Raw genomic sequence first — 21,204 nt, 5'->3', positions numbered from 1 at the left:
TATCACCTCATCTTTCCCTGGCGACGGCCTGCCGCTGCCGGGGAATGGAAAACCCGTAGACTTTGGCGATGTCGTCGCCCAGCCTGCGGGTCACTCTCGTAATATCGGCGCGGGTTGCAATGCCGCGATATAGTTTTTCTTTCAGCAGTTCAATTTGAGAAGGGCTGGCGCTGTCCTTGTAAACGCGGTAAAGATAAAAGTTCGTGCCATCGTGATGGATAGCGTCGCACCGCAGATCGCCCAGCCGGTCCACATACCAGGTGGAATAATCCGTATTAGAATACAGGCAGTCCCGGATGTTGCCGCTGGGGATTTCCTTATATCCCATGCGCCGACCATTCCACAGGCCCAGGTCGCCTACAACCAAAATCGGCTGGGAAAGCTGTACATTGAGGTTAGCGCGTTCATCATCCAGGTAATCCCCATTGATCTCATACATCAGGGAAATGCGCTCATCTTCGGATAAATCCGGGTAGTCCGCCTCCAGGTCATCCCTCCAGTCCTCATAGTCCAGGCCATAATTGCTCCAGATAACGTGTCTTTCCTCCTTCATCGGGCTTCACCCCGGTCTTTCTGCCTGGGCTTGATGGGCTGCCCCTGCTCGTCATAGTTTCTGGGATCGGCGGCGGGGGTCTGCCAGCCAAACATGGAGCCGGCAAACATGGCGGCCTCCTGTGCTTTGGTAACGCCATTCTTCACATTGCGGTCGTCTGCAAACTCTCGGTTCTGTTGGGCGTCAGGAGTTGAAAAATCATAGCAAGGGCTGTAGCCTTTTTCGCCCCTGGTCAGAAGAATCAGCTCCCCGGATGAGGGCAGTACACTAAAACACTGCACCGGCAGAGAAGAACGCAGCGGGATCACGCTCCCGTGAGTTTGCTCCAATCGTTCCGCAAATTCGCAAATATGATACAGGGCGCTGGAATACCCGCCGCTGGTTTCAAAATGGGTTTCGTCGATGAACCGGCAGGTGCGGTCGCGGGTTTCTCCGCCGCCAGTGAAAATGCGGATGTGGTCGCCGTCGGGAATGCGGAACAGCTCCTTGTAGCCGGGCGTGATAAACCGGATACCCTGTTTGGCCTTTTCCATGTGGTGTTCCAGGAATCGGGCAACATAGGCGTAGAGGTAAAAGTTGTAGTCTCCATAATTGGGATTGCACCGGAGCATATAGGTGTGCTGGGGCGTCTGCACCTTAAAACCGTACTCGGCGCAGTAGTTTCCCTCAAACTCAGCCTCCGGGTTCTGATAGCAAAACCTGGTCATGCTGTCACGGGTACAGAGCAGCCCATTCTTCTCCCGCAGAGTGATGACCACCTCATCAAGCTCCGCCTTAAACTCGTCCGTCTTGTATTCCCTCCGATGGTCGAACCAGGAAGTGTAAAACTCTTTTCCAGCGCCAAAATCCCCGCGCAGATGGCCGATACAGCCGGTTTGCCCTTCAAGCTGGCTGCTCTGGTTGTACGCATACAGGCGATCCTCCGGGGTCATGCTGGTAATTGTCAGTTCCATTATCGCTCACGTCCTTTCTTTTTCGCTTGTCGTTTTTGCTCCGATATGGCTTTTTCCCTTGCCTGCCAATATTCGGGGTGGTGAATTTGCACGCTGCTATTGATAACAGCCTCATACGCGCCGGGGCTAAAGCGCTCGTTCACTGGAGCCTGGATCATCTTTTTATCCATCAGCTCCCGGAGAGCCACCTGCGCGTCGCAGTCCTCCTCAAAGCAGAGGTAGCCGCCCTCAACAAAGCCGCAGCCCATCGCTTCTTTTCGGAATATCTTTTCCGCCAATTCCCGGCGCACCATAATTCCGCCATGCCCTGGGGTGGAAACGGAATAAACGCCGGGGCAGAGCGTTTCACATTCCTGGATATTGCCCCACGGGGAATAGGAAGGGGCCTCCGGCACAATGGTATTTTGCCGCTGTTCCTCCAGGCACTGCACCTCCTCCTGCGCCCGCGCCACCAAATCTTTCTGCGCAGAAAACAGATCGCTGAAATAGTGGCCCCAATCGTAGTCCGTCCGGTTACTGCATTTCCAGGTGACAAACTGCTGGGGCGCTGTCAAATGAACGCCCAACACAAATTCGCTGTCGCCCACATGACAGGAATCCGTAATGATATATCCGGCGTTTTCTCTGTAATCCATCATCGCTCACGCTCCTTTGCGGTTTTCTTTTTGGCCTGTTCCTGCTGAATCGCAGTAAGGCCATGCTTGGCCCAGCCGGGAAGGTCCTCCGGCTGTATCGTTCCCAGCACGTCCATGCGCTCATAGCGGCTTTCTTTGCCAGTATAAAGGTCAACGCAGTAACAGGCTGACCCCCTGCTGTGCGGGGAAGCCCCAAAGCCTCCCATACAGAGCTTGAGCTGGCGAGTGGCCCTGCGGTATTCCCGGCGCAGCACCTCCGGCTTTATCACCACGATTTTCCCGTGCAGATCATCCTCATAGGAAATGGGGATGCAGCCCTCCGCTGTAATGGGGCGGTCGTCTATGCCCTGTATGCGGGGCTTATTGAGTTCTATGTGGGTTTTCTGCGCTTGCTCGGCAACCCGCTGGCCGAACAGCTCCACAATCTCCGGGAAATCATCACTGGCCATCACTTCGCTGTATTCTGCAAACAATGCGTTCTGCCGGCAAAAGGCGCACATATACTTCATGCCGGTTTCATCCTGTGGATTTTCCCCCAGGACAACCTCCCGGTCGCCAATCTGCACCGCCTGGATAATCTCATAATCACCGGCCATGCGTTTTTCTTCCATATTATCGTTCATCTCTCTGCCTCCGACTTTTTATAAGTGGTTCCACATATTCCTGTAAATCATTTTTGCATGGCAGGTACAGCCTTCCGTTTTCTACACATCGAAACAGGTCGCACTCCTTATCTGGTGACGCTGCATAGAAGTCCTCATGGGAATAGGGATACTTGCTCTCATAGCTGTAACCCGGCCTGCAAAAGCCAAGTTCTTTGTCTATGCGCTGCCTGCGTGAGATCGCAAAGAAATTATTTTCTTCTTTAGTAAAACATCTTTCTGGAATGAAGTGATAACCTCCATATTCAAAACTTTCCTTATTCATCACTCTGCCTCCATATCCTTTTTGATAAATGCTTTGATTTCCTTCACGCTTGCGAAATCCCGTTCATCCCCTGTGAGGTAGCGCACCGCGTCCTGCCATTGGGATAACGGGTGTGCGTCCTCATCCATCCGGCACAAGTCGAAAAGAGCCGCCCGGCGCAGGATGGGGGAAAGGTTCAGATCGGAGATAAAGCAACCCCGCCGGGCAGCCAGGATGTCCAGGATATGCACTCCGCTCATGGCCGTACCTCCGTTCCCTTCGCCTCTTTCAGAAGCGCCTCCACCAGCTTGCCGCTGCGGATTTTATTGCGGTCTGCCAGCACCTTGTTCTGGACGCACAGCACCGCACGGATATTGGGGACGGTAATGCCGGGGATCTCCACCATCTCCTCCGGGGTGACGGTGAGAAGCTGCACAGGGGAATAGCCCGCCTGGGCAAAGATGCGGAACAACCTCTGTTCAAATCGTTCTTTCATCTGCAATCAAACTCCTTTTCATTTCTTTTTTGGTATGTAAAAGGGCGGCCCCGCATGGCCGCCCCAGGCTGGTTATTTCTTACGGCTTCTGATTTTCAGAAAGATAAGCCCGCCGATGATGAAAAGAACAAGCCCGATTGCAATGATTGTTTTTAACTCCATGATGATTTCCTCCTAACACAAGTCCAAACCGCCTTACTCAGCGGATTTCTTTCCCTTTCTGCGCTTACCTGCATAGGCCGAAATGCCCAGGGCGGCAGCGCCCGCAGCGGATACTCCCATGAGAGCCATCCAGAGCCACGGCTTGCTGTCGTCGCCGGTTTTCGGGGTGTCGCGCAGCTCGTTGTGCATTTGCGCTACGGTGGTCTTGTCGGCAAGGATCGTTACCTGCTTGTCGGCAGGCAGCACATAGTTGGCGCTGGCCCCATCCGACACCTCAGACACGGTGTAATCGCCTACGCGCAGGCCCTCGATGAAGATTTCACCGTTTTTATCCGTTTTGAAGGTCTGGTCGTAGCCGTTGGCCCCGGTCACGCGGAAGGAGAAGCCCTCCACCTTGCCATCGCTGGATGTCTTTTCAATCCGCAGGGAACCTGTCTGGGCCATGTTGGTGAAGCCAATCCCGGCCTCGTTCTCTACCTCGTAAATCTTGCCGTTCTCGGTGATCTCCACATAGTAGGCGTTTTCATCCAGCAGGAAGCCCTCCGGTGCTTTGGTTTCCTTTACGAACACGCCGCCGTAGAGGATGTGGGCCATCTCGTAAATGCCGGTGCTGGTTTCCTCCAGCTTGCCCAGCAGCTCGTCACCCTCGTCCAGTTCTTTGTTGCCGTTGGTGTCGCGGTATACCTCGAACTCGGCCCCGGTGAGCTTGTTGTCGGGATAATCCTTATCCACCTTCGTCAAACGCAGGTCACCGTACACGCGCTCATTGGCAAGGGAGATTTCCACAACCTGCCCATCTTCCTCCACGGTAACGGGGATCACTTCATCGGAGAGGATGAACCCTTCCGGGCTTTCCAGCTCTTTCAGCACCCAATTTCCGTAAGGCACACCTGCGAAAGAGAAGCTGCCGTCCTCCGCAGAGGTTGCGGTGGCAAGGGCGTTTTCTGCGGTAAACTCGGTTTCGTCGGACTTAAACAGGCCAATCACAGCCCCGGAAAGGCCGGTGCCGTTCTCATCGGTTTTCATACCCCGGATTTCCCCACGGATCAGTTCGTTGGAAATAGCCTCGCCATCATTGGCGTTGATCTCTACCACAGCCACAGAGGGGCCGCCGTATTCAAAGGTGAACGGGAAGGTTTCACCGCTTGGCAGGTAATGGCTGTCGGTGGACAGTTCCTTCAGATAGAAGCTGCCAAAAGGCAGGTCGGTCTTGCACATAGCCTGGCCGTTCTCATCCACCGATACGATCTCCAAAAGCCCGTCTGCCGGGATGATGGAACCGTCTGCTGCGGTGATGTCCTCTTGGGCGTAAAGTCCAAAGGTCACGGCGGTGATCTCGCCGTTCATGCCAATACCAAATGTTTCATCCTGCTCCAGCACCTTGTTCAGCGTCACAAGGACTTTCTGGCGCTGGTTGTAGAAGCTGGCGGAAGTTTCGGTGATCTCTACCTCCTGGCCCGCATACACCAGCTCCACCTCGGTGGTATTCTCGCCGGTGTCCGCCATGCCGTGGGGGAACTCGATCTCCTTCACCTGGAAACGCCCCAGGTAGAGAGGCTGGCTCTGGGCTGTTCCATCCTCCCCGGTGGTGATGGTATCCACCACTTCGCCCGCAGAGTAGCGCAGGGTGCCATCCAGCGTGTAGATGTCCTCCAGGGCCGTGATCTCAAACACCGCACCGGGCAGGCCCTGCACCTCGTACACCGGCTGGTAAACACCTTCGCTTTCTACCACAGAAGAGAACACCTCGCCGGTTTTGCTAACCTTGATGATCCCTTTCTGGGCCATGTTGGGCTTGGTGACTTCGATCACCGTCACGCCGCCTTCCTCGCTGGAAGCGTCCTGGGTCACATCAAAGTAAACCGGGGTGCTGTCCAGCACATAGCCGTAGGGGGCCTGCACCTCCACCAGCGAATAGCCGGAACCGTACTCCAGCTTTTCCGGGGTGACAAGGTAGCCCTCGGAATTGGTGTAAAAGGTATCAATCGTGGTGGGCGTGGGATAGGTGAAGGTCATTTCCACTTTACTTCCGTCCGGGCGGTAAATCTGGAACCCGGCCCCTGCATAGGGAATAGTGACGCCGGTTTCCGCATCCACCTTGACCACCTTGATGAAGCTCTCAAAATTGGCGTTGTTGATAAGGTAGCGGTAGGTCTGGCCGTCTTGGGCGATATACACCTCAAAGTCATCCATCAGCTCGCGGCCTTCCCAGCCCTTGGTCTGGCGGACGATATAAGTGCCGTAGGGCAGCTTTTTCGACTGCGCAAAGCCGTTTTCATCGCAAACGAGAACATCGCGCTCGGATTCCTTGGCCGCGTCATAGCTGCCTGCGGCTTTCAGATAGATTTGGAACTCCGCGCCTTCCTCCGGGGTTTCGATCTGGGTTTCCCCATCGTCCGTATGCTTGATGATGGCAATATCTCCCTTGATGATCTGCTCCGTCACATCATTGGCGGTATCATTCAACTCAATGGTGTATAGCTCCGGCTCCGCGCCCACATGGTGGATGGTAAAATCCAAAAGATAGCCTTCGCTGGGGCTGATCTCACGCACCGTCCAATCGGAATCGCAGACATAATAGCCGGTGGTAAACTGGCCGTTTTCATCCGTGGTAAAGCTGTCGATGAGGGTATCGCCCTTATACAATCCATACACAGCCCCGGCCAGGGAACCGTCGCCCTGGGGCGTTCCAGTTTCCACATCGCTCTTTGTGACAGTCACGCGGAATTTCTTCAGCACGTTATTTACGGTTTTGTGCGTGACTTCATTCCACTCGATGGTGGCTGACTGGGAATCCGGCACCACATAGCGGATGGGGGTATCCACTTCCTCCAGCACATAGCCGGAACCGATGAGCACGTTTTCAAACCGGGCCACCCCTGTGGAATCCGTCACCGCGTACTCATCCACCGGCAAGCCGGAGAGGGATGTGCCATACAGATGGAAGGTCATACCCTCCACCAAACCGTCCTCGCTGGTCTTGGTGACTTCCAGGCTGCCGCGCTTCAGTACGTTGTTAAAAGTTACGGTAGCTGTCTGGCCGCCTACAATGGTCACGCGCTGGGTGGCCTGGGGTTCGTACTTGTCAATGGACTGCTCGGTTACGGTATAAACGCCGGGGTTGAGGTCGGAGATGTCGATCTCTCCCGCCTCATTGGTGGTCTTGGTGGCGCTGTACCCCTCGCCAGTGATAGTGAAGTTGATCCCGGCTACCTGTCCGTCCTCGGAAGTCTTAATCAGCTTCATATTGCCGGTTTTCACTTCCAGATTCAGATAGCCTACCATCTGGTCGGAAACGGTTTCCCCGTAGGTGGCAAAGTCCTGCTTGCCGCCGCCAGTAACGCCGTCTGTCCAAACCACAACACCGCTGCGCTGGGCAGTCACTTTTTCCGCCTTAATGGTCACAGAGCCTTTGATGGCCTGGGCGGAAGTGATGGTGAGCTGGTTGCCGTCCACGGAGAAATTCAGCCCGGTGGTGCTGCTGGAGAAGGTGTAGTCGCCCAGCACACCGTTGGTATCCGTGAGAGTGAGGGAATACTGCTGGCCGTCCCATTTCAGCTCATAGGCACCGGCGTCTGCGGTGCTGCTGAAAAAGCTGGGGAGCATAGTGTGGCGCTTGACCGCGCTCTCAATGGCGGAATACTGGCTGAAAATCTCGCTGTATAGGGGATGATCGGCGCTGATATATTCCGTCACGTTGTTTTTGCCCTGGGCATTGGCGTCCACATGGTTAAACTGGCTGTCGCGCTCACCCACGACGGTTTCCCAAACAAGAAGCTGGGTAGCGATATATCCCGCGATCTTGCTGGCGTCCTCCGGGTTCCCACTCATCCATGAGGTGCTGGCGTTGCCCTGCCAGCCATAGGTCATAATCCGCCCGATATATTCTTTGATGGTATCCGGCGGGATGGTGGGGTTCAGGTTGGACGGGTAGTTATCCCAGAAATCTTCGCCCCGGCCCGTGTACTGGTCGCCGGTATTCACACCGACGCCCGGCTCAATACAGTAGATGGCCCTGCCATTGAAGGCGTCCTGGGTGTGGACGGAAAAGCTGTCGTTCTCTCCGGTGGACCAGCCGCCCAGGAAATTCAGGGCGGGATGGCCCCATCCGGCCTTGTTGGGGTCGCTGGCACGGGGCAGGTCGATCATATACGTCGTCATGGTTTCGCCTGCGGCAAAAGCCGTGGTTCCTGTCCCTACGAACACGCCCAGGCACATGAGCAGGGCCATGAACAGGGACAGAGGCTTTCTCAATGCTTTCATCGTGTTACCTCCTTGAAATGGCCGCAAAAAAAGCACATCGCTCTGGATGTGCTGCTTACGGCTGGATTCTGTTTACGTTCTAAAAAAGAGAGGCGCGCCAGGCGTTCTCCACCTCATCCGTTCTGTCTGCCAAACCTGTGGATTCTTGAAAGAATCAGCCTCCCCAAATATCTTCTTTTTTAGGCTGTTTAGGTGGTACGAGGGGGTGAGGTGTGGAGAGGGGGAACAGCGAAAACACCGGTTCCCTGCAAATAGGCGCACTGCTCCCTTGGTAGTGGATTATCTCTCTAAACTGCGCTGGCGCTTGCGGTAGAGTTCCAGCGCCTTAACAATGGTGTCCTCGATCTTCTGCGTGGGCGTCCCCGGCGCAAAAAACCGACTGATTTTTTCCTTTGGGATCTTGAACTGTTCTTTTTGATTGGGCTTTTCCTCCTTCATAATGGAAACAAGGGCGTCTTTGGCCAGCCGTTCCTCGCCGGTCTTGGCTTCGGACATCTGGCGCATTTTGATAGCCTGAGCATGGGACGGGGTGCAGTCCATCTCGTCCATGATAGCGAACAAGTCGGCCTGTTCATCTTTTCGCAGGTAGGACAGCTCCACCGCTGGGCGCATGGCAATCTGGAGCATTTCCTGGTCTTTGAGAACCGAGTTATCTACCAGTTCCAGAATTTCCGGGATAAGATGGGTAAGGCGGATATATCGCTGAACCTGCGTTTTGCTGTCAGGCGTTTCATGCGCCACCATTTCAACAGAATACACCCCTTTTAACTTCTGACCCAGTGGGTCAGAAGTTAAATCTGTCCGCTGGCCCTGTCGTTTTAATGCGTCCAGCTTCATTTTGTAGGCAAACGCCTTCTCCGAGGGCAGAATCTGCTCCCGCTGCAAGTTGGAGTCCACCATGATAATCGTGGCTTCATCATCGGTGAGCTGCCGCACAATACAGGGGATTTCCGCAAGCCCCGCTAAATCCGCCGCCTTTTTCCTGCGGTGTCCGGCCACCATTTCATAGCCGCCCTCCGGTTTGGGACGCACCAGGGCAGGGACCAAAACGCCGTACTGCTTCACGCTTTCCGTCATTTCCTGCATGGCTGCGTCCATGCGAACCTTAAACGGGTGATTCGGGAAGTCGCTGATTTCCGAGGGCGAAAGATTGACAACTTTTTCAAGCCTTGCCTCGGCCCGTTCTTCCTCCGTGGAAAACAAATCATCGACTGAGGGAAGATTGAAGTTTAGCCCGTTGCTTTTCGCCATCCGCCAGCACCTCCTTTGAAAAATCCGCGTAAGCCTGGGCCACCTTGCTCCCCTTGTCGTAGGCGTAAATACTCTTGCCTGCGGCGCTGATCTCTGCGGCTTTGATGGCTACGGGAATCTCGGAACGATAGATTTTCAATACGTTCCCGTAACTCTGCCGCAGGGTATCCGCTGTCTGTCTGGCAAGATTTGTGCGCCCATCCACCAGCGTGAGCAGCACCCCGTCCACCTTCAGGGCCGGGTTGATCTGCCGCTTCACCTTATTGATGGTTTTCATAAGCTGGGTCATGCCCTTGGCTGGGAGATAGTGGGCCTGCACCGGGATAATCACGCTGTCTGCCGCTGCCAGGGCGTTGATGGTAATCATGCCCAGGGAAGGCATACAGTCGATGAGAACTACGTCATAGTGCTTCTTGGCTTCATTGATATAGGTTCTCAGCGTAAACTCCCGGCTCATGGCGTTGACCAGGCTCATTTCCAGCGCGGACAGCTCAATGTTGGCGGGCATAAGGTCTACGCCCTCGCTGTGGTGCAAAATGCCCTCATCCGTGGTGAATGGCTCATCCCGGATCACCTTTTCCATGACGGTGGCCAGGGTGGTGGGTAGGCTGTCTTGGTCTTGCCAGCCCAGGCAGGTGGTGAGGTCGCCCTGGGGGTCTGCGTCAATAAGCAGCACCTTTTTCCCCAGACGGGCTAAACCAATGCCCAGGTTCACCGTCGTGGTGGTTTTGCCTGTGCCGCCTTTCTGGTTGGCCAGCGCGATCACGCGGCCATCCCTGGGGCGGCTTCTCTGTTCCGGCATTTTCATGTCCTCCTTCTTCATAGATTTAGCCGCCCGTTGGCAAGACGGACGGCTATGTATGGGGGAACTCCGAAAGATGGGCATGAAAAAAGCCGCTTACTCTTGCTGAAAAGAATAAGCGGCTCATTAAGCTGCGATATGTAATTTTACATCTTCTTCACCGGGGAGCACATGGCTTTGAGCAGAAGTTCATCCAGGCAGCCGGTGTCCTGGTTTTCACGGAGCATAGTATTGCGCAGGTGGTTGAGGCTCTGAATCACAATACTGTTCTCGGCTGGGGTGAGGTATATCTTGAATTTCCGTTTTTTCATAGGGCGTTCCTCCTTTACGTTTTCATTATATATAGGAAGAACGCCGCACCGCAAATGTGCGATTTTCAATCAGAGAGGATTTGGTTGGCAGAGGTATGTATCAACATCTACCTTTAGTTTTTTCATTGCGGCGAGGATTTTTTCGTGCTCTTTACGACGCGGAACACGGACTTCTCTTTCCCAACCGGAATAAGTCGTTTGTCCTATTCCGATAACTTCAGCCATCTGCATTTGAGTAAAGGAAAGCTCCCGCCGCACCTTTTTCAAAAGTGAGGAGTACGGATAATCTACAAAGACAGTGTACTCATCCAGAAGTCTGCTGCGGTCAATCCCCAACACATTTGCAAGTGCCACCGCCGTACTGTGCTTGATGGGGTGCCGGTCATTCTCATACAGAACCAGCGTTGCGGGCACAACACCTACCTTTTCTGCCAGTTCTCTTGTAGTGAGGCCCTGGAATGTCCGGTGATACCTCAAATATTGGCCCGGTGTAGTACAGCCTTCGTCGCTTTGGTAATCAAAGGTCAAGTGAATCATGATCTTGCCTTTGGAATAGAGGTAAATCCCTGTGTGATTGAGATTACTATCGGTAATACAATATTTTAGTTCGCTGTTGCATTCAATGTAACAAACTTTTTAACATTCAGGAAAGTATTGCGCCGCTTTCGTTTATACTTCTTCCGCTTTAACTTCTGCTTCCCTCTGGAAGCTGTCAATAAACAGACTGAAGATCAGCTTATCCAGCCTGAAAATCTCATCTCCTTCGCTTTCTATGGAAAAAGGATTCCTTGATTGATTTCTGGATAACTATTTCTCGTTAAGATCAAGTCGCATCGATTTATCATGCCTGCTTAGCTTTTTCTTTGTTGCGGCGAAAAGATTATCCCCAATCACAAAAATGGCGGACCTGACATTTTTGATTTTCATGCCAGGGCGACAATTTCATGATATGCCAAAATGGACGGCATGCCGCCTGGCAGAGTTGTTTTTCATGATTTCTTCGAAATTCTCGTTATTCTTTTGCCTGTCCCTGATCGCAAGGGAAGTCAAAATGTTCAAAAACCCGATTGAGCCGCCGCGTTCGGCAACCAACGGCAATGCCCATCAGATCGGTTATGCTTCAGCTGCCAAACAGAATCTGATTATTCCTCATCATCCCGCGGATAATGGCGCAGCGCCGCTTTCATACTGGAAAGCATCGATGTCAGAAACTGATATTCAGCCGGCGAACAGTCCTTCAATTCCTCCTGAATGTCTTTCATATAAAAGGCAGTCAGCTTCGGTACGCTGTCCATGATCAATTCATCCGGCGTCACGTTCAGCGCCCGGGCAATTTTGATAAACAACTCCAGACTGACCTTGTTTGTTCCAGTTTCAATATGGCTGATCGTCGGAATGGATACGCCGACTTTTTCAGCCAGGACCTCCTGTGTCAGATTTAATCTTATCCGCGCCCGCCGGACCCGCTGCCCCAGCCGCTGATAATCGACACAATCCTTCTTTTCATCGCTCATAACTACCTCGCAAAAATCGTTTTCATGTTCTGATGATATTGTAACCGGATGCGAAAACGATTATAATGAAATAAAAGGCAATATTTGCTTTATACTTAAATTTATTCGATTTAAGTCAATTAATAAAGGAGATAAAATATGTTAGTCACCGCGGCAACCAATGCTGAAGAAGCCTACACGCTGTTAAATGAGATCGTCGGGATCGGCGATTTTACCAGCGCTGATCTCACTGATTTTCTAAGCCTGATCTCCAAACAGGTCGGCAAAAAAGAAAGGTCGATCGAAAATCTGACCAACGATTTAAAATATGGCGGTTACGGCGAGGAGGATCGGCTGGAAATGACGGAATTGTTGTTCCGCGAACAGACCATTCTTGAAAATCTGACGGAAGTCATTGCAGCCACAAAAGAAAAACTGGCCGTCTACGAAGCTTACGAAAAGAAAAAACAGTAACGCTTTTCTCCCGCTTCATCACGCTGACATTTCACCCCTGTCAGTCCGAACTTTTCCAACCGTGCTGCCCGCACTGGTTTTTATTTCTGCCTTGCCGGTTCCAACCTGTACGCTGCTTTTGCTTTCTTCCAATCCGTTCATTTCCATCGTTAAGCTCTGATAAAATGGGTCAAAGCTTTGAGGGTAATGAAATTTTCTGAATTTTTACCTTTTGCTTTCCTTTTATCGCTCCCCGCCGGCCGCCGATTTCATTATACGGGACTGAGAGTGAACCGCAACCTGAAGCTGTTCATTAAATTACCGTTAAAAATCAGCGTCAAAGGTTCATTGAAAATGGCGTTTTAAAAAGGAAAGAGAGCTGAATTTACATGCAAATTCCCGGAACTATCATTCGGATCAATCGGATGGACCAAGCGATAAAACTGACGGCTCTGGCATATCAATGCCACATTTCCGCCAGCTATTTAAGTCAGATTGAAACAGGAAAAGCACAGCCAGATCCGCAGATTCTGCAGCTGCTGGCGAAAGCGCTGGATTTGGATTATACGATAGATCAAGCCTGGCTGATCCCGGCGAAGCAAAAGTTGGAACATTTTGTCCGCAATGCATTGCTTCTGGATTTGGAGGCGGCGCAGAAACAGGCGCCGGCTTTACGCCGAATCCGGAAACGGTATCTCAATTCGCCTCTGGCCCTCGATTATCATCTGGCCTTTTTTGTTTATGCACTCATGACGAAAAACCTGCGCCAGATGGTTCAGCAGAAGCACCTGTTAATCAGCGTGCAGGATCGCTTTGATGAGGCGCAAAGCGCCCTGTTTGAGCTTGTCTGCGGGATCAGCGCGCTAAAGCAGGATTTATCGGAAGCAGAAACACATTTCAAGCAATGCCTGAAACGCAATCCAACTTCTCTGATGGGCGCATTGGGGCATTACTACACTTCCCTTTTTTATTCAAAAAAAGGGAAAATCTTGCTTGCCCGCGAACATTGCGACGCGGCTTCCCGCCTGTTTACGCAGACAAACTGTTATCCGTTTCTTATCTCTTGTCATATTCAAAGCGCGGCGATTCTCTCCCTGCAGGAGTTTGATCGGCCAGCCGCAATATTGACGTCAATTCTGGAAAGCAAAATGTTGAATCTGACGCCCGGAATGCGTTCCGCCATTCTCTGTACGCTGTGCTGGTGCTGTGTTAACCATCGGCACTACGAAAAAGCCGGTGCGTTTCTTTCACGTTTCGCCGATGTTTCCGATTCGAATGATGAAATGGATTTTCTGCGATGTTTTCTGCATTATAAAACCGGGAATATCGCAGGCATGAAACGTTTGGCGTCGGCGAAGGAATTTCGTTCTCAGCCATTTCAGGATCTGATACGAGTCATGAATGCTGTCGGCGATCAGGATCCGCATCGGGATAAGCTGTTGATCACCTTGTTAAAACATGGCCGAAGCTGTCTTGATCTGAATCAGAAACGTTTCTATCTGACGCTTTTGATCAATTACTATGACGAAAAGCACAAATATGTGAAAAAAAGTCAGTGCCTGCAGTGGCTTGCCGAGCTTCTGCAGGGATGGGAATAATAAGGAATACTGAATATTCCTGCATCGTAGCCGCACTCATTTCAGCATAAGCCTGAGCCGGCGAAAGGTTATCCCAATATCAGACAAAAGAACGCATTGATCAATGCGCCCTTCGTTCCGGTTATTCTTTTGTTCTGTTCTTGAGTACACTTATTTGAATTTACACGAAATTTGTTTAAACAAATTCCGGGCTTCCCGCTTATTGATCCAATACGACGCTGTTGCCTGCCACTCGGCCCGTCGTGATCGCTTCGGAAATTGCGTTGCCGCCCAAACGGTTGCCGCCATGGAAACCGCCGGTCACTTCACCCGCTGCATAGAAGCCCGGAATCTGGTTTCCGCTAGCGTCTAAGACGTGCGCGTCAAGATCAACTTCCACCCCGCCCATCGTGTGGTGGACCGCCGGCGTCCGCGGATTGGCGAAGTAAGGCCCGTGATCTTCGATCTTTGCGGTTTCGTTAAAGACTGTACGGCCGGTCAGCTCATCATAGCCCGCGTCGATCGCGGCGTTGTAATCATCGACCGTTTTCCGCAGGGTTGCGGGATCCATCCCGATCTGTTCCGCCAGTTCCTCAATCGTATCCGCCTTGTAAACCGCTCCGCGTTCGATCAAATCATCGACATGAATGCCGTAGGTATTGACATAGTTCTCATCTAAACGGCTGTTTTGATAGCTGCTGATAATATACATCATCCCGTTGGTCTGTTCCAACGTTGAAGCGCATAAAACGTCGCGGCGTTCTGACTCGTTAACAAACCGATGCCCTTCCTGATTGACATACATACTCGTCGTATCGCCGACATTGGTTGAGGTTTCGCCAGTCTTCGGATCGGCGATCAAAAGCTGAATCTTATCCATACCGACCAGATTCGCGCCCACAGCCTGCGCCATCACAATCCCGTCGCCGGTAATCGCCGGACTGTTGGTCGTCGGAACTGTCGGCCCCAAATCAGCCCAGATGCTGTTATACTTCACGCGCATTTCCACATTCGCGCCAAACCCTCCGGTTGCCAGAACAACCCCTTTGCCGGCCTTGTATTCATAAGGTGTTCCATTTGCGGACACCGCGCGGACGCCGATCACCCGGCCGTCTTCCATAATCAATTCCTCAGCCCTGACTTCCAGATCATATTCGATCGGGAAATTTTTCTTTTCCGCATCATTTTTCAGCACTTCGATAAAACCGATGCCGCTTTTATAGGTTTGAGACATGTTCGCACGCGGCCATAACGAACCAACGATCACGATTGACTTCGGTTTCCAGTCAAAGCCCATATCCCGCATCCAGGCATAGGTCTGCGGCGCTTTTTCGCACATTGACTGAATCAGTACCGGATTGCCGACATAATCACCGTCGACATAGGTCTGAAGCATATGCAAATAGACTGAATCAAACAAATGTTCCGCGCCAGACTTCTTATACTCGTCAAATTCCGCGGTCAGTTTTTCCTGCCAGTTCTTCATTATGTCATCCTTCGGCTCCATCGTGCAGTATTCCTCAACCGATTTGATCTGCCCTGCCGTCATGACCTGCGTCTGTTGATTTTCAGGAACAACCGCATTGAAATAGCCGCCGGAACGCATCGTATTGCCGCCCAGAGCCGCCGTTTTTTCCACAACGATAACCGATGCACCATTTTCAGCCGCCGCGTACGCAGCCGCAACACCGGCTCCGCCGCCGCCTAAAACGATGACGTCCGCTTCCCGCTGGACTAAATCTCCGGCTGTTTCCTCTTCGACTTTCACATTTTTCAGTGCTTCCGCGTCCCCGCCGGCCTGGGTAACTGCATCAGCGACCGCTTCGATGATCGCGTTGCTGGTCAAGGTCGCTGTCGCAACGGCATCGACTGCCAGCGACTGATTCTTCACGATTTCTTCCGGAATCCGCTGCAGCGGCAAGTCGGAAATTCCTTCGGTTTCCGAATGTTCAATGACTTCGATTTTCGTAATTTCTTTGTCTGTGAATGTGACCTCGACTTTCAGCTCGCCATTGCGCCCGGCGCCTGTCCCTGTGTAGGTGCCGGACGTGTAGCCGACATCCGTTCCCTTCGGATTATTGCTCGGTGCCGCTGTGCAGCCGGTCAGTCCAACTGCCAGCAGCACGCTGAGAAACAAAACAACGATTCTCTTAAGATTTGATTTTCTCATCTTACCCTCCCTGTGTGAAAGCGTTATCTTTCCCTGCTATCAGAGTACACGTTAAAGGGCCTTTAGAGTCAATCCCCCGCTGCTGAAATCTGATGTTTTCTTTGAAAAGGGCAGCCAGACCTGATGAATCCGCTCCTGTGTCGTACTTCGATGAAGCGTGGAAACCGTGCGTCCGATTGCGTCGCCGGCCAATTCCAGCTGATGTGCGTCCATGTATTGCAGAACATGCTGAAATAAACCGCAGTGCAGCAGTTCGCCAGCCTGAGCAGAAATTGCCGTATAAATACATCGTTGGGAAGGAACGTATTCCATCCCCCTCGCCTGAGGATCCAAACGCAGAAAATCAGCGTCTTCCTCCATAACGCACAGCCCTAACGCAAAGTTCTTATTCCCTGCAAGAATATCGTCCTTCGCAAATAAAGGCGTTGGCATCACAACCGGCATCTTTTCCGTCCATGTCTGGACGCGCTTTTGTATTTCAGGATCACCGATCAGCTGATCCTGAATCTGATAACAAAACCGGTACATCGCGGGACTTTCTTCAATCTGGCATTTCCAAAGCATCTCCGAAGCGGAGCGATGAATGTTAATCATCCGATCAGCGCACGCCAACAGCCGTTTGTTCCAATCCACCGCCGCCTGCAGCTCCCGCTTTTTATCCTCCAATCGTTTAGCGATGTCCTCCAAGGTGCAAAAGTTCAACATTTCCTTCGCTTCCTGTAAGGTAAAACCATAATTACGGTACATCCGAACCCGCATCAAAGCATTGATATCCAGCGCTTCATAGTACCGGTAGCCGCTTCCCTGATCAATTTTCTGCGATTGAATCACGCCTTCCCGCTCATAATAACGGACGGTTTCAGAAGAAATTCCCAAAAGTTTCGCAACTTCTCCAATCTTGTAAGCCATACTCCCTCCACAGTTTTTTTCCTTTATTTCCAAAACAAGCTTTATGTGTATTATATCACAAGATTGTTTATTAAAATCAACATCCTGAAACCCTCCGGTTTTAAGCACTTGGGTCTTCCTGTCTCTTCCTTATGCCGGCTGTGTCGCTCACGGCACGGTTTCCTCAAGCGGAGAAAGGGAAAGGAGAAAGACGAAAAAAGCTGTCTTGATGACAGCTTTACTGATTAATCATGGTGGACGCTAAGGGACTCGAACCCCTGACCCCTTCCACGTCAAGGAAGTGCTCTCCCAACTGAGCTAAGCGTCCGGTGCTTTAATATATTACCATTGATCCTTAAAAACCGCAACCCTTTTTTTACTGAAAATGTCAAAAAAGGAACATCCTGCAGCCTCCCCTTTTTCCCTTTTTCTCCCCTGATCAGGATGGATCCTGGCCGGGATTTTAAAACGACTGGAGAAAGTTAAGGGCGGGTATGCTATAATAAAGCATTGGAGGCGAACTCATTATGAATTTGCAGTTTTGCGAGTCAATTACAGGGAAGCAGCTGGACGATTTCACCCGTGCCAGCCGATGCAATAATATATATCAGACTGAAGCCTGGGCCAACGTCAAGAAGGAATGGACTTCAAAATTTGTCGGCATGACCTGCGACGGGCAGCTGTGCGGAGCAGCGATGATTCTGTTCCGCAAACTGCCGCTGGGCATGAAGCTGGCCTATATTCCCCGCGGACCGATCATGGACTACGATGATCCCCAACAGACTGCGTTCTTCTTAACTGCGATCCGGCGTTTCTGCGCGAAGCAGGGTGCGGTGGAATGCAAATTTGATCCCTATCTCATCATCGGCAGCTTTGACTTGGATCAAAAAGAAGCCGCCTGGAACGCCCGCAGTCCGATTCCGCAACAGCTGGCGAAGGCAAAAACCCATTTTGCGGGCTATACGAAGCTGATCAGCGAAACGGTGCAGCCGCGCTTTCAGCTTTGCTTTTCCCATCAGGAAAACTGGGAAGCCTGCTTTCCGAAGAAGACCCGTGAGAAAATTCATAACAGTTTTGCCAAAGGCATTCAGATCGAAATTTGGGGGATTGAGCATGTCCACGAATTAGCCGAAATGATCAAATATACGGAACAGCGTAAAAATATCCACCTGCGCAATGAGGATTATTTCCGCACGATCATGGAAAACTTCGGCGATCATGCCTGCATTCTGGCCGCTCATCTGGATTATGATCATGCGCTGGCACTGGTCGAAGAAAAGCAACGCGGTCTTTGTCAGCATCGAAACGAGCTGGACGAAAAAGCGAATAAAAAACGCGTACAGCTGGAAAAACAAATTGCCGATCTCGACGCTGAAAAGCTCAGGCTGCGCCAGCAGGCTCAGGAAGACGGCCGCGACATTTTGGTCAGTGCGTTGTTGTTAGTTCACGACGGCACGACCTGCGAGCTGTTGTATTCCGGCTTAAACGAGAAATACCGCCGCTATCTGGCTGCTTACGCACTGCGCTGCCGCGGCATTCAATGGGCCTTTGAACAAGGCTGCACGCGGTTTAACTTCGGCGGCGTGGAAGGCACGCTGGACGACGGGCTGTTCATCTTCAAGTCGTCGTTTTCACCTGAAATCGACGTCTATCTCGGCGAATTCAGTCTGCCATGCAAGCCGCTGCTGTATCCGATCTGGACCCAGCTTTTGCCCAAGGTTAAGGAATTACGCCGGCAATGGTTAAGGAGGGAATCGCATTGATCACCTGTAAACAAATTTCAGATGTGCAGCTGGACGCCTTTGTCAGCGCTCATCCCTACGGACATTACATGAAAACTTCGCTGTGGGCGAAGCTGCAGAAGCAGGATCAGCCGCATTTTATCGGCTTCTACGAGCAGGCACAGCTGAAAGGCACAGCGATGATTCTGGAGCGGAAGTCGCCAGGTATTCACTACTATTATGTTCCCTGGGGACCTTGCCTGAATTATGACGATCCCCAACTGTGCGAACAATGCCTGCGGGGATTGATTCAGCTGGCGGAAAACGCCAAAGTGGACTTTCTGCGGGTGGATCCGAACGTCTTGCGGATGGAGCGGGATATCAAGGGCAATCCGATCGAAGGCGGTGAAAATCACGAAGTAATAACAGCACTGCTGACATCGCTGGGGTTTGTGCATAAGGGATACGGCTATGCCTACAATGGCAGCTGGGTCAACCGCTACACGCTGATTATCGACCTGACGCCTTCCATCGAAGAAATCGTCAGGCATTTTTCCAAGGCGCGCCAGAACAGTCTGCGCCGGCATGCCGTGATCGGCGTGACAACCCGCTTAGGTACCAAAGACGATTTGCCGCAGCTGTGCGAATTTGAACGGCAGCTTTCCCAGATTCAGGGCTTTAAGCCGCATCCGCAGTCCTTCTTTGAAGCGCTGTTGGATGCCTTTGGCGATCACGCCGTACTGTATGTCACTGAAATTGACCTTGATCAGATGATCAACGGTATCCAGCAGGAAATTGACAGCGGTAAATATCACAAAGACCCCGAAGCGCTGCAGTCCAAGTTAAAAGAAAAAGAAAAAGCCGCTGCGCTAAAAGCGCAATACGGCGCAAATCCGGCGATTGCCGCCGGATTGTTCCTGCGATTCGGCGCGCAATCCTGGGATCTTTACACCTATAACCACAAGGATTTCAACTTTATCAAGGCCGTGGATAACCTGCACCGGTTCGCCGTCGAAGACATGAAAAACCACGGCGTCCTGCATTACGACATGTGCGGATTCTCCGGAGTGACGGACAAGTCTGATCCGCATTATGGATTGTATGATTACAAGCGTTCGTTTGGTTCCGTTTATACGGAACGGATCGGCGAATTCGACTATATCCGCAAGCCGGCGCGCACTGCCCGCTGGAAAAAGGCGGATCGCTTCCGCCGTCGGGTAAAACGCAAGCTCATCTCGCTGCGGTATGGCAAACAGGAGAAGCATTCATGAGGCCGGTCGGGCTGACCTCAGTCACCTTCCGTCAGCTGACCGCCGATCAGATCATCACGCTGGCTAGGGAAACCGGCTGTACCGGAATCGAATGGGGCAGCGACGTCCACGTGCCCGCAAATCGGCTGGATCTGGCAGCCAGAGCTGCGGAAGCCTGCCGTCAAAACCAGCTGGCGGTGTTCTCTTATGGCAGTTATTACAAACTGAATCAAGGTCTTAATCCGGACATTGATTTTCAGGCTTATCTTGATACGGCCGTTAAGCTGGGAGCGCCGTGTGTGCGGATCTGGGCCGGGCGCACAGCCTCCGCGCAAGCCGACGACGATTTTTTCCAGCGGGCTGTTGCGGAAACGCAGCGATGCTGCGAACTGGCGGCCAAAGTTGAGATAGACGTCGCGTTTGAATATCATCGCAAATCGCTGACGGATAACAGCGCTTCCGCCGTGAAGCTGCTTAAGGCCGTTAACCGCTCAAATTGCAAGACCTACTGGCAGCCTAATCCCGAGCTCACCGTGGAAGAAAACAGTCGGGAATTAGAGGCGATCCTGCCCTGGCTGACGCGCGTCCATGTGTTCAGCTGGTTGCCCGACAACACGCGGCTGCCGCTCGCAGCTCAGGAAGCAGCCTGGAAGCACTGGCTGACTTTCATTCCCCGCGAAATTCCGCTGATTCTGGAATTTGTCAAAGAGGATCAGCCGGCGCAGTTCCGCCAGGATATGGTAGCTCTGCAAAAATGGTTATCGCACAGCGTCTGTCTTTAAAAAAGTGTCCCTGATATTCCACCACAGCTTAAAATCAGTTTCTTAAACCCTCTCTGATCTTCGAATCGAGGGGGTTTTTCATAGTTGGAATTGTGAGTTGTGACTCCTGCTCGTCATCCGATTCTATCCTTTCCATTTTCATCTCCATGATTTGACTCTAACGAACTTTTTCCCAACTTCACGTTATCCTGAATCCGATCCTTCGAAGTCCAGATCCACTTAGTCATGAGTATAGAACAGCTGAGTTATGTTCTCAGCTTCATGCTTTGAATCAGAAAGTTTTTTAAGCTGATGATGGAGGTCTTCCGAGGTATTTATTCTATTCAAAACTTGGACGATCTGATTCACTTTCGCTTCGTTTAAATCATCTAAGACTTTCTCATCGCTTTCCGTTAATTCCCATTTCTGCCGCAGTAACTCCTTCAACAAGGATATTTTCCCTTGTTTCACGCCTTTCTTTACACCTTTCCGCATCCCTTTTTTTATGCCTTTTTTATACACCGTCTTCTCATCCATCTCGTCATATTTCATCCGCATC

21 protein-coding genes and 1 tRNA gene are annotated in these 21,204 nt (G+C 51.8%); 5 read left to right on the top strand and 17 right to left on the bottom strand.

Features of this window, described 5'->3' with window-relative positions; translation table 11 throughout:
* Positions 1 to 7 precede the first annotated feature (7 nt).
* The 13 genes from I2G61_RS06210 to I2G61_RS06150 form a co-directional block, all read right to left on the bottom strand.
* Positions 8 to 553 carry a hypothetical protein gene (locus I2G61_RS06210; protein WP_148429300.1) on the bottom strand — a complete coding sequence of 182 codons (546 nt, stop codon included), beginning with the start codon at positions 551 to 553 and terminating at the stop codon, positions 8 to 10.
* A complete protein-coding gene (locus I2G61_RS06205) occupies positions 550 to 1,506 on the bottom strand; it encodes a hypothetical protein (protein WP_148429302.1) in 957 nt (318 codons plus the stop codon). The genes I2G61_RS06210 and I2G61_RS06205 overlap by 4 nt, the downstream gene beginning before the upstream one ends.
* Positions 1,506 to 2,141, bottom strand: a complete 636-nt coding sequence (locus tag I2G61_RS06200) for a hypothetical protein (RefSeq protein WP_207707260.1) — start codon at positions 2,139 to 2,141, stop codon at positions 1,506 to 1,508. The genes I2G61_RS06205 and I2G61_RS06200 overlap by 1 nt, the downstream gene beginning before the upstream one ends.
* A complete protein-coding gene (locus tag I2G61_RS06195; protein WP_148429306.1) occupies positions 2,141 to 2,764 on the bottom strand; it encodes a hypothetical protein in 624 nt (207 codons plus the stop codon). Before I2G61_RS06195 ends, I2G61_RS06200 begins: the two co-directional genes overlap by 1 nt.
* On the bottom strand, positions 2,754 to 3,068 hold the full coding sequence (locus I2G61_RS06190) for a hypothetical protein (RefSeq protein WP_058967075.1): 315 nt from the start codon (positions 3,066 to 3,068) through the stop codon (positions 2,754 to 2,756). The genes I2G61_RS06195 and I2G61_RS06190 overlap by 11 nt, the downstream gene beginning before the upstream one ends.
* On the bottom strand, positions 3,068 to 3,307 hold the full coding sequence (locus I2G61_RS06185; RefSeq protein ID WP_148429308.1) for a hypothetical protein: 240 nt from the start codon (positions 3,305 to 3,307) through the stop codon (positions 3,068 to 3,070). Before I2G61_RS06185 ends, I2G61_RS06190 begins: the two co-directional genes overlap by 1 nt.
* Positions 3,304 to 3,543 (bottom strand): hypothetical protein, encoded by a 240-nt coding sequence (locus tag I2G61_RS06180; protein ID WP_148429310.1) that lies wholly within the window; start codon positions 3,541 to 3,543, stop codon positions 3,304 to 3,306. The genes I2G61_RS06185 and I2G61_RS06180 overlap by 4 nt, the downstream gene beginning before the upstream one ends.
* Positions 3,544 to 3,738: 195 nt before the next feature.
* Positions 3,739 to 7,968, bottom strand: coding sequence for a SpaA isopeptide-forming pilin-related protein (locus I2G61_RS06175; protein WP_148429312.1), 4,230 nt, complete (start codon positions 7,966 to 7,968; stop codon positions 3,739 to 3,741).
* 279 nt (positions 7,969 to 8,247) lie between these two features.
* Positions 8,248 to 9,219, bottom strand: coding sequence for a ParB/RepB/Spo0J family partition protein (locus I2G61_RS06170; RefSeq protein ID WP_148429314.1), 972 nt, complete (start codon positions 9,217 to 9,219; stop codon positions 8,248 to 8,250).
* Positions 9,173 to 10,021 carry a ParA family protein gene (locus tag I2G61_RS06165; RefSeq protein ID WP_148429316.1) on the bottom strand — a complete coding sequence of 283 codons (849 nt, stop codon included), beginning with the start codon at positions 10,019 to 10,021 and terminating at the stop codon, positions 9,173 to 9,175. The genes I2G61_RS06170 and I2G61_RS06165 overlap by 47 nt, the downstream gene beginning before the upstream one ends.
* A 146-nt stretch (positions 10,022 to 10,167) precedes the next feature.
* Positions 10,168 to 10,332, bottom strand: coding sequence for a hypothetical protein (locus I2G61_RS06160; protein ID WP_186963976.1), 165 nt, complete (start codon positions 10,330 to 10,332; stop codon positions 10,168 to 10,170).
* Positions 10,333 to 10,401: 69 nt separating this feature from the next.
* Entirely contained in the window at positions 10,402 to 10,869 is a 468-nt protein-coding gene (locus I2G61_RS06155; RefSeq protein WP_187367953.1) for a helix-turn-helix transcriptional regulator, read from the bottom strand.
* Positions 10,870 to 11,474: 605 nt separating this feature from the next.
* Positions 11,475 to 11,846 carry a helix-turn-helix domain-containing protein gene (locus tag I2G61_RS06150; protein WP_072684633.1) on the bottom strand — a complete coding sequence of 124 codons (372 nt, stop codon included), beginning with the start codon at positions 11,844 to 11,846 and terminating at the stop codon, positions 11,475 to 11,477.
* 138 nt (positions 11,847 to 11,984) lie between these two features.
* Here I2G61_RS06150 and I2G61_RS06145 point away from each other — a divergent pair, with 138 nt between their 5' ends.
* Together I2G61_RS06145 and I2G61_RS06140 are read left to right on the top strand one after the other, a co-directional pair.
* Entirely contained in the window at positions 11,985 to 12,299 is a 315-nt protein-coding gene (locus tag I2G61_RS06145; protein WP_195548056.1) for a hypothetical protein, read from the top strand.
* A gap of 404 nt (positions 12,300 to 12,703) precedes the next feature.
* The gene (locus I2G61_RS06140; protein ID WP_195548055.1) at positions 12,704 to 13,876 is read left to right on the top strand and encodes a helix-turn-helix domain-containing protein; all 1,173 of its coding nucleotides are present in this window, start codon (positions 12,704 to 12,706) and stop codon (positions 13,874 to 13,876) included.
* 199 nt (positions 13,877 to 14,075) lie between these two features.
* On the opposite strand, the gene I2G61_RS06135 is transcribed toward I2G61_RS06140, so the two are convergent.
* From I2G61_RS06135 to I2G61_RS06125, 3 genes are all read right to left on the bottom strand, one after another.
* Positions 14,076 to 16,025 carry an FAD-dependent oxidoreductase gene (locus I2G61_RS06135; RefSeq protein WP_195548054.1) on the bottom strand — a complete coding sequence of 650 codons (1,950 nt, stop codon included), beginning with the start codon at positions 16,023 to 16,025 and terminating at the stop codon, positions 14,076 to 14,078.
* Positions 16,026 to 16,076: 51 nt separating this feature from the next.
* Entirely contained in the window at positions 16,077 to 16,934 is an 858-nt protein-coding gene (locus I2G61_RS06130) for a MerR family transcriptional regulator (RefSeq protein ID WP_072684629.1), read from the bottom strand.
* 231 nt (positions 16,935 to 17,165) lie between these two features.
* Positions 17,166 to 17,241, bottom strand: a tRNA-Val gene (locus I2G61_RS06125).
* Between the two features lie 199 nt (positions 17,242 to 17,440).
* Between I2G61_RS06125 and I2G61_RS06120 the strand changes: the two genes are divergently transcribed.
* From I2G61_RS06120 to I2G61_RS06110, 3 genes are read left to right on the top strand one after another with little or no spacing between them, the layout of a single operon-like run.
* The gene (locus I2G61_RS06120; RefSeq protein ID WP_072684628.1) at positions 17,441 to 18,676 is read left to right on the top strand and encodes a peptidoglycan bridge formation glycyltransferase FemA/FemB family protein; all 1,236 of its coding nucleotides are present in this window, start codon (positions 17,441 to 17,443) and stop codon (positions 18,674 to 18,676) included.
* Positions 18,673 to 19,905, top strand: a complete 1,233-nt coding sequence (locus I2G61_RS06115) for a peptidoglycan bridge formation glycyltransferase FemA/FemB family protein (protein WP_072684627.1) — start codon at positions 18,673 to 18,675, stop codon at positions 19,903 to 19,905. The genes I2G61_RS06120 and I2G61_RS06115 overlap by 4 nt, the downstream gene beginning before the upstream one ends.
* On the top strand, positions 19,902 to 20,666 hold the full coding sequence (locus I2G61_RS06110; protein ID WP_072684626.1) for a sugar phosphate isomerase/epimerase: 765 nt from the start codon (positions 19,902 to 19,904) through the stop codon (positions 20,664 to 20,666). Before I2G61_RS06115 ends, I2G61_RS06110 begins: the two co-directional genes overlap by 4 nt.
* Before the next feature lie 219 nt (positions 20,667 to 20,885).
* Here the strand turns inward: I2G61_RS06110 and I2G61_RS06105 are convergent, their stop codons facing one another.
* Positions 20,886 to 21,182, bottom strand: coding sequence for a hypothetical protein (locus I2G61_RS06105; protein WP_195548053.1), 297 nt, complete (start codon positions 21,180 to 21,182; stop codon positions 20,886 to 20,888).
* Positions 21,183 to 21,204: the final 22 nt, after the last annotated feature.

It is taken from the genome of Holdemania sp. 1001095H_141210_F2, assembly GCF_015558105.1.
Classification (GTDB): Bacteria; Bacillota_I; Bacilli_A; order Erysipelotrichales; family Erysipelotrichaceae; genus Holdemania.
The sequence above is the reverse complement of the archived record's forward strand: the minus strand, read 5'-3'. Positions and strand labels throughout refer to the sequence as shown.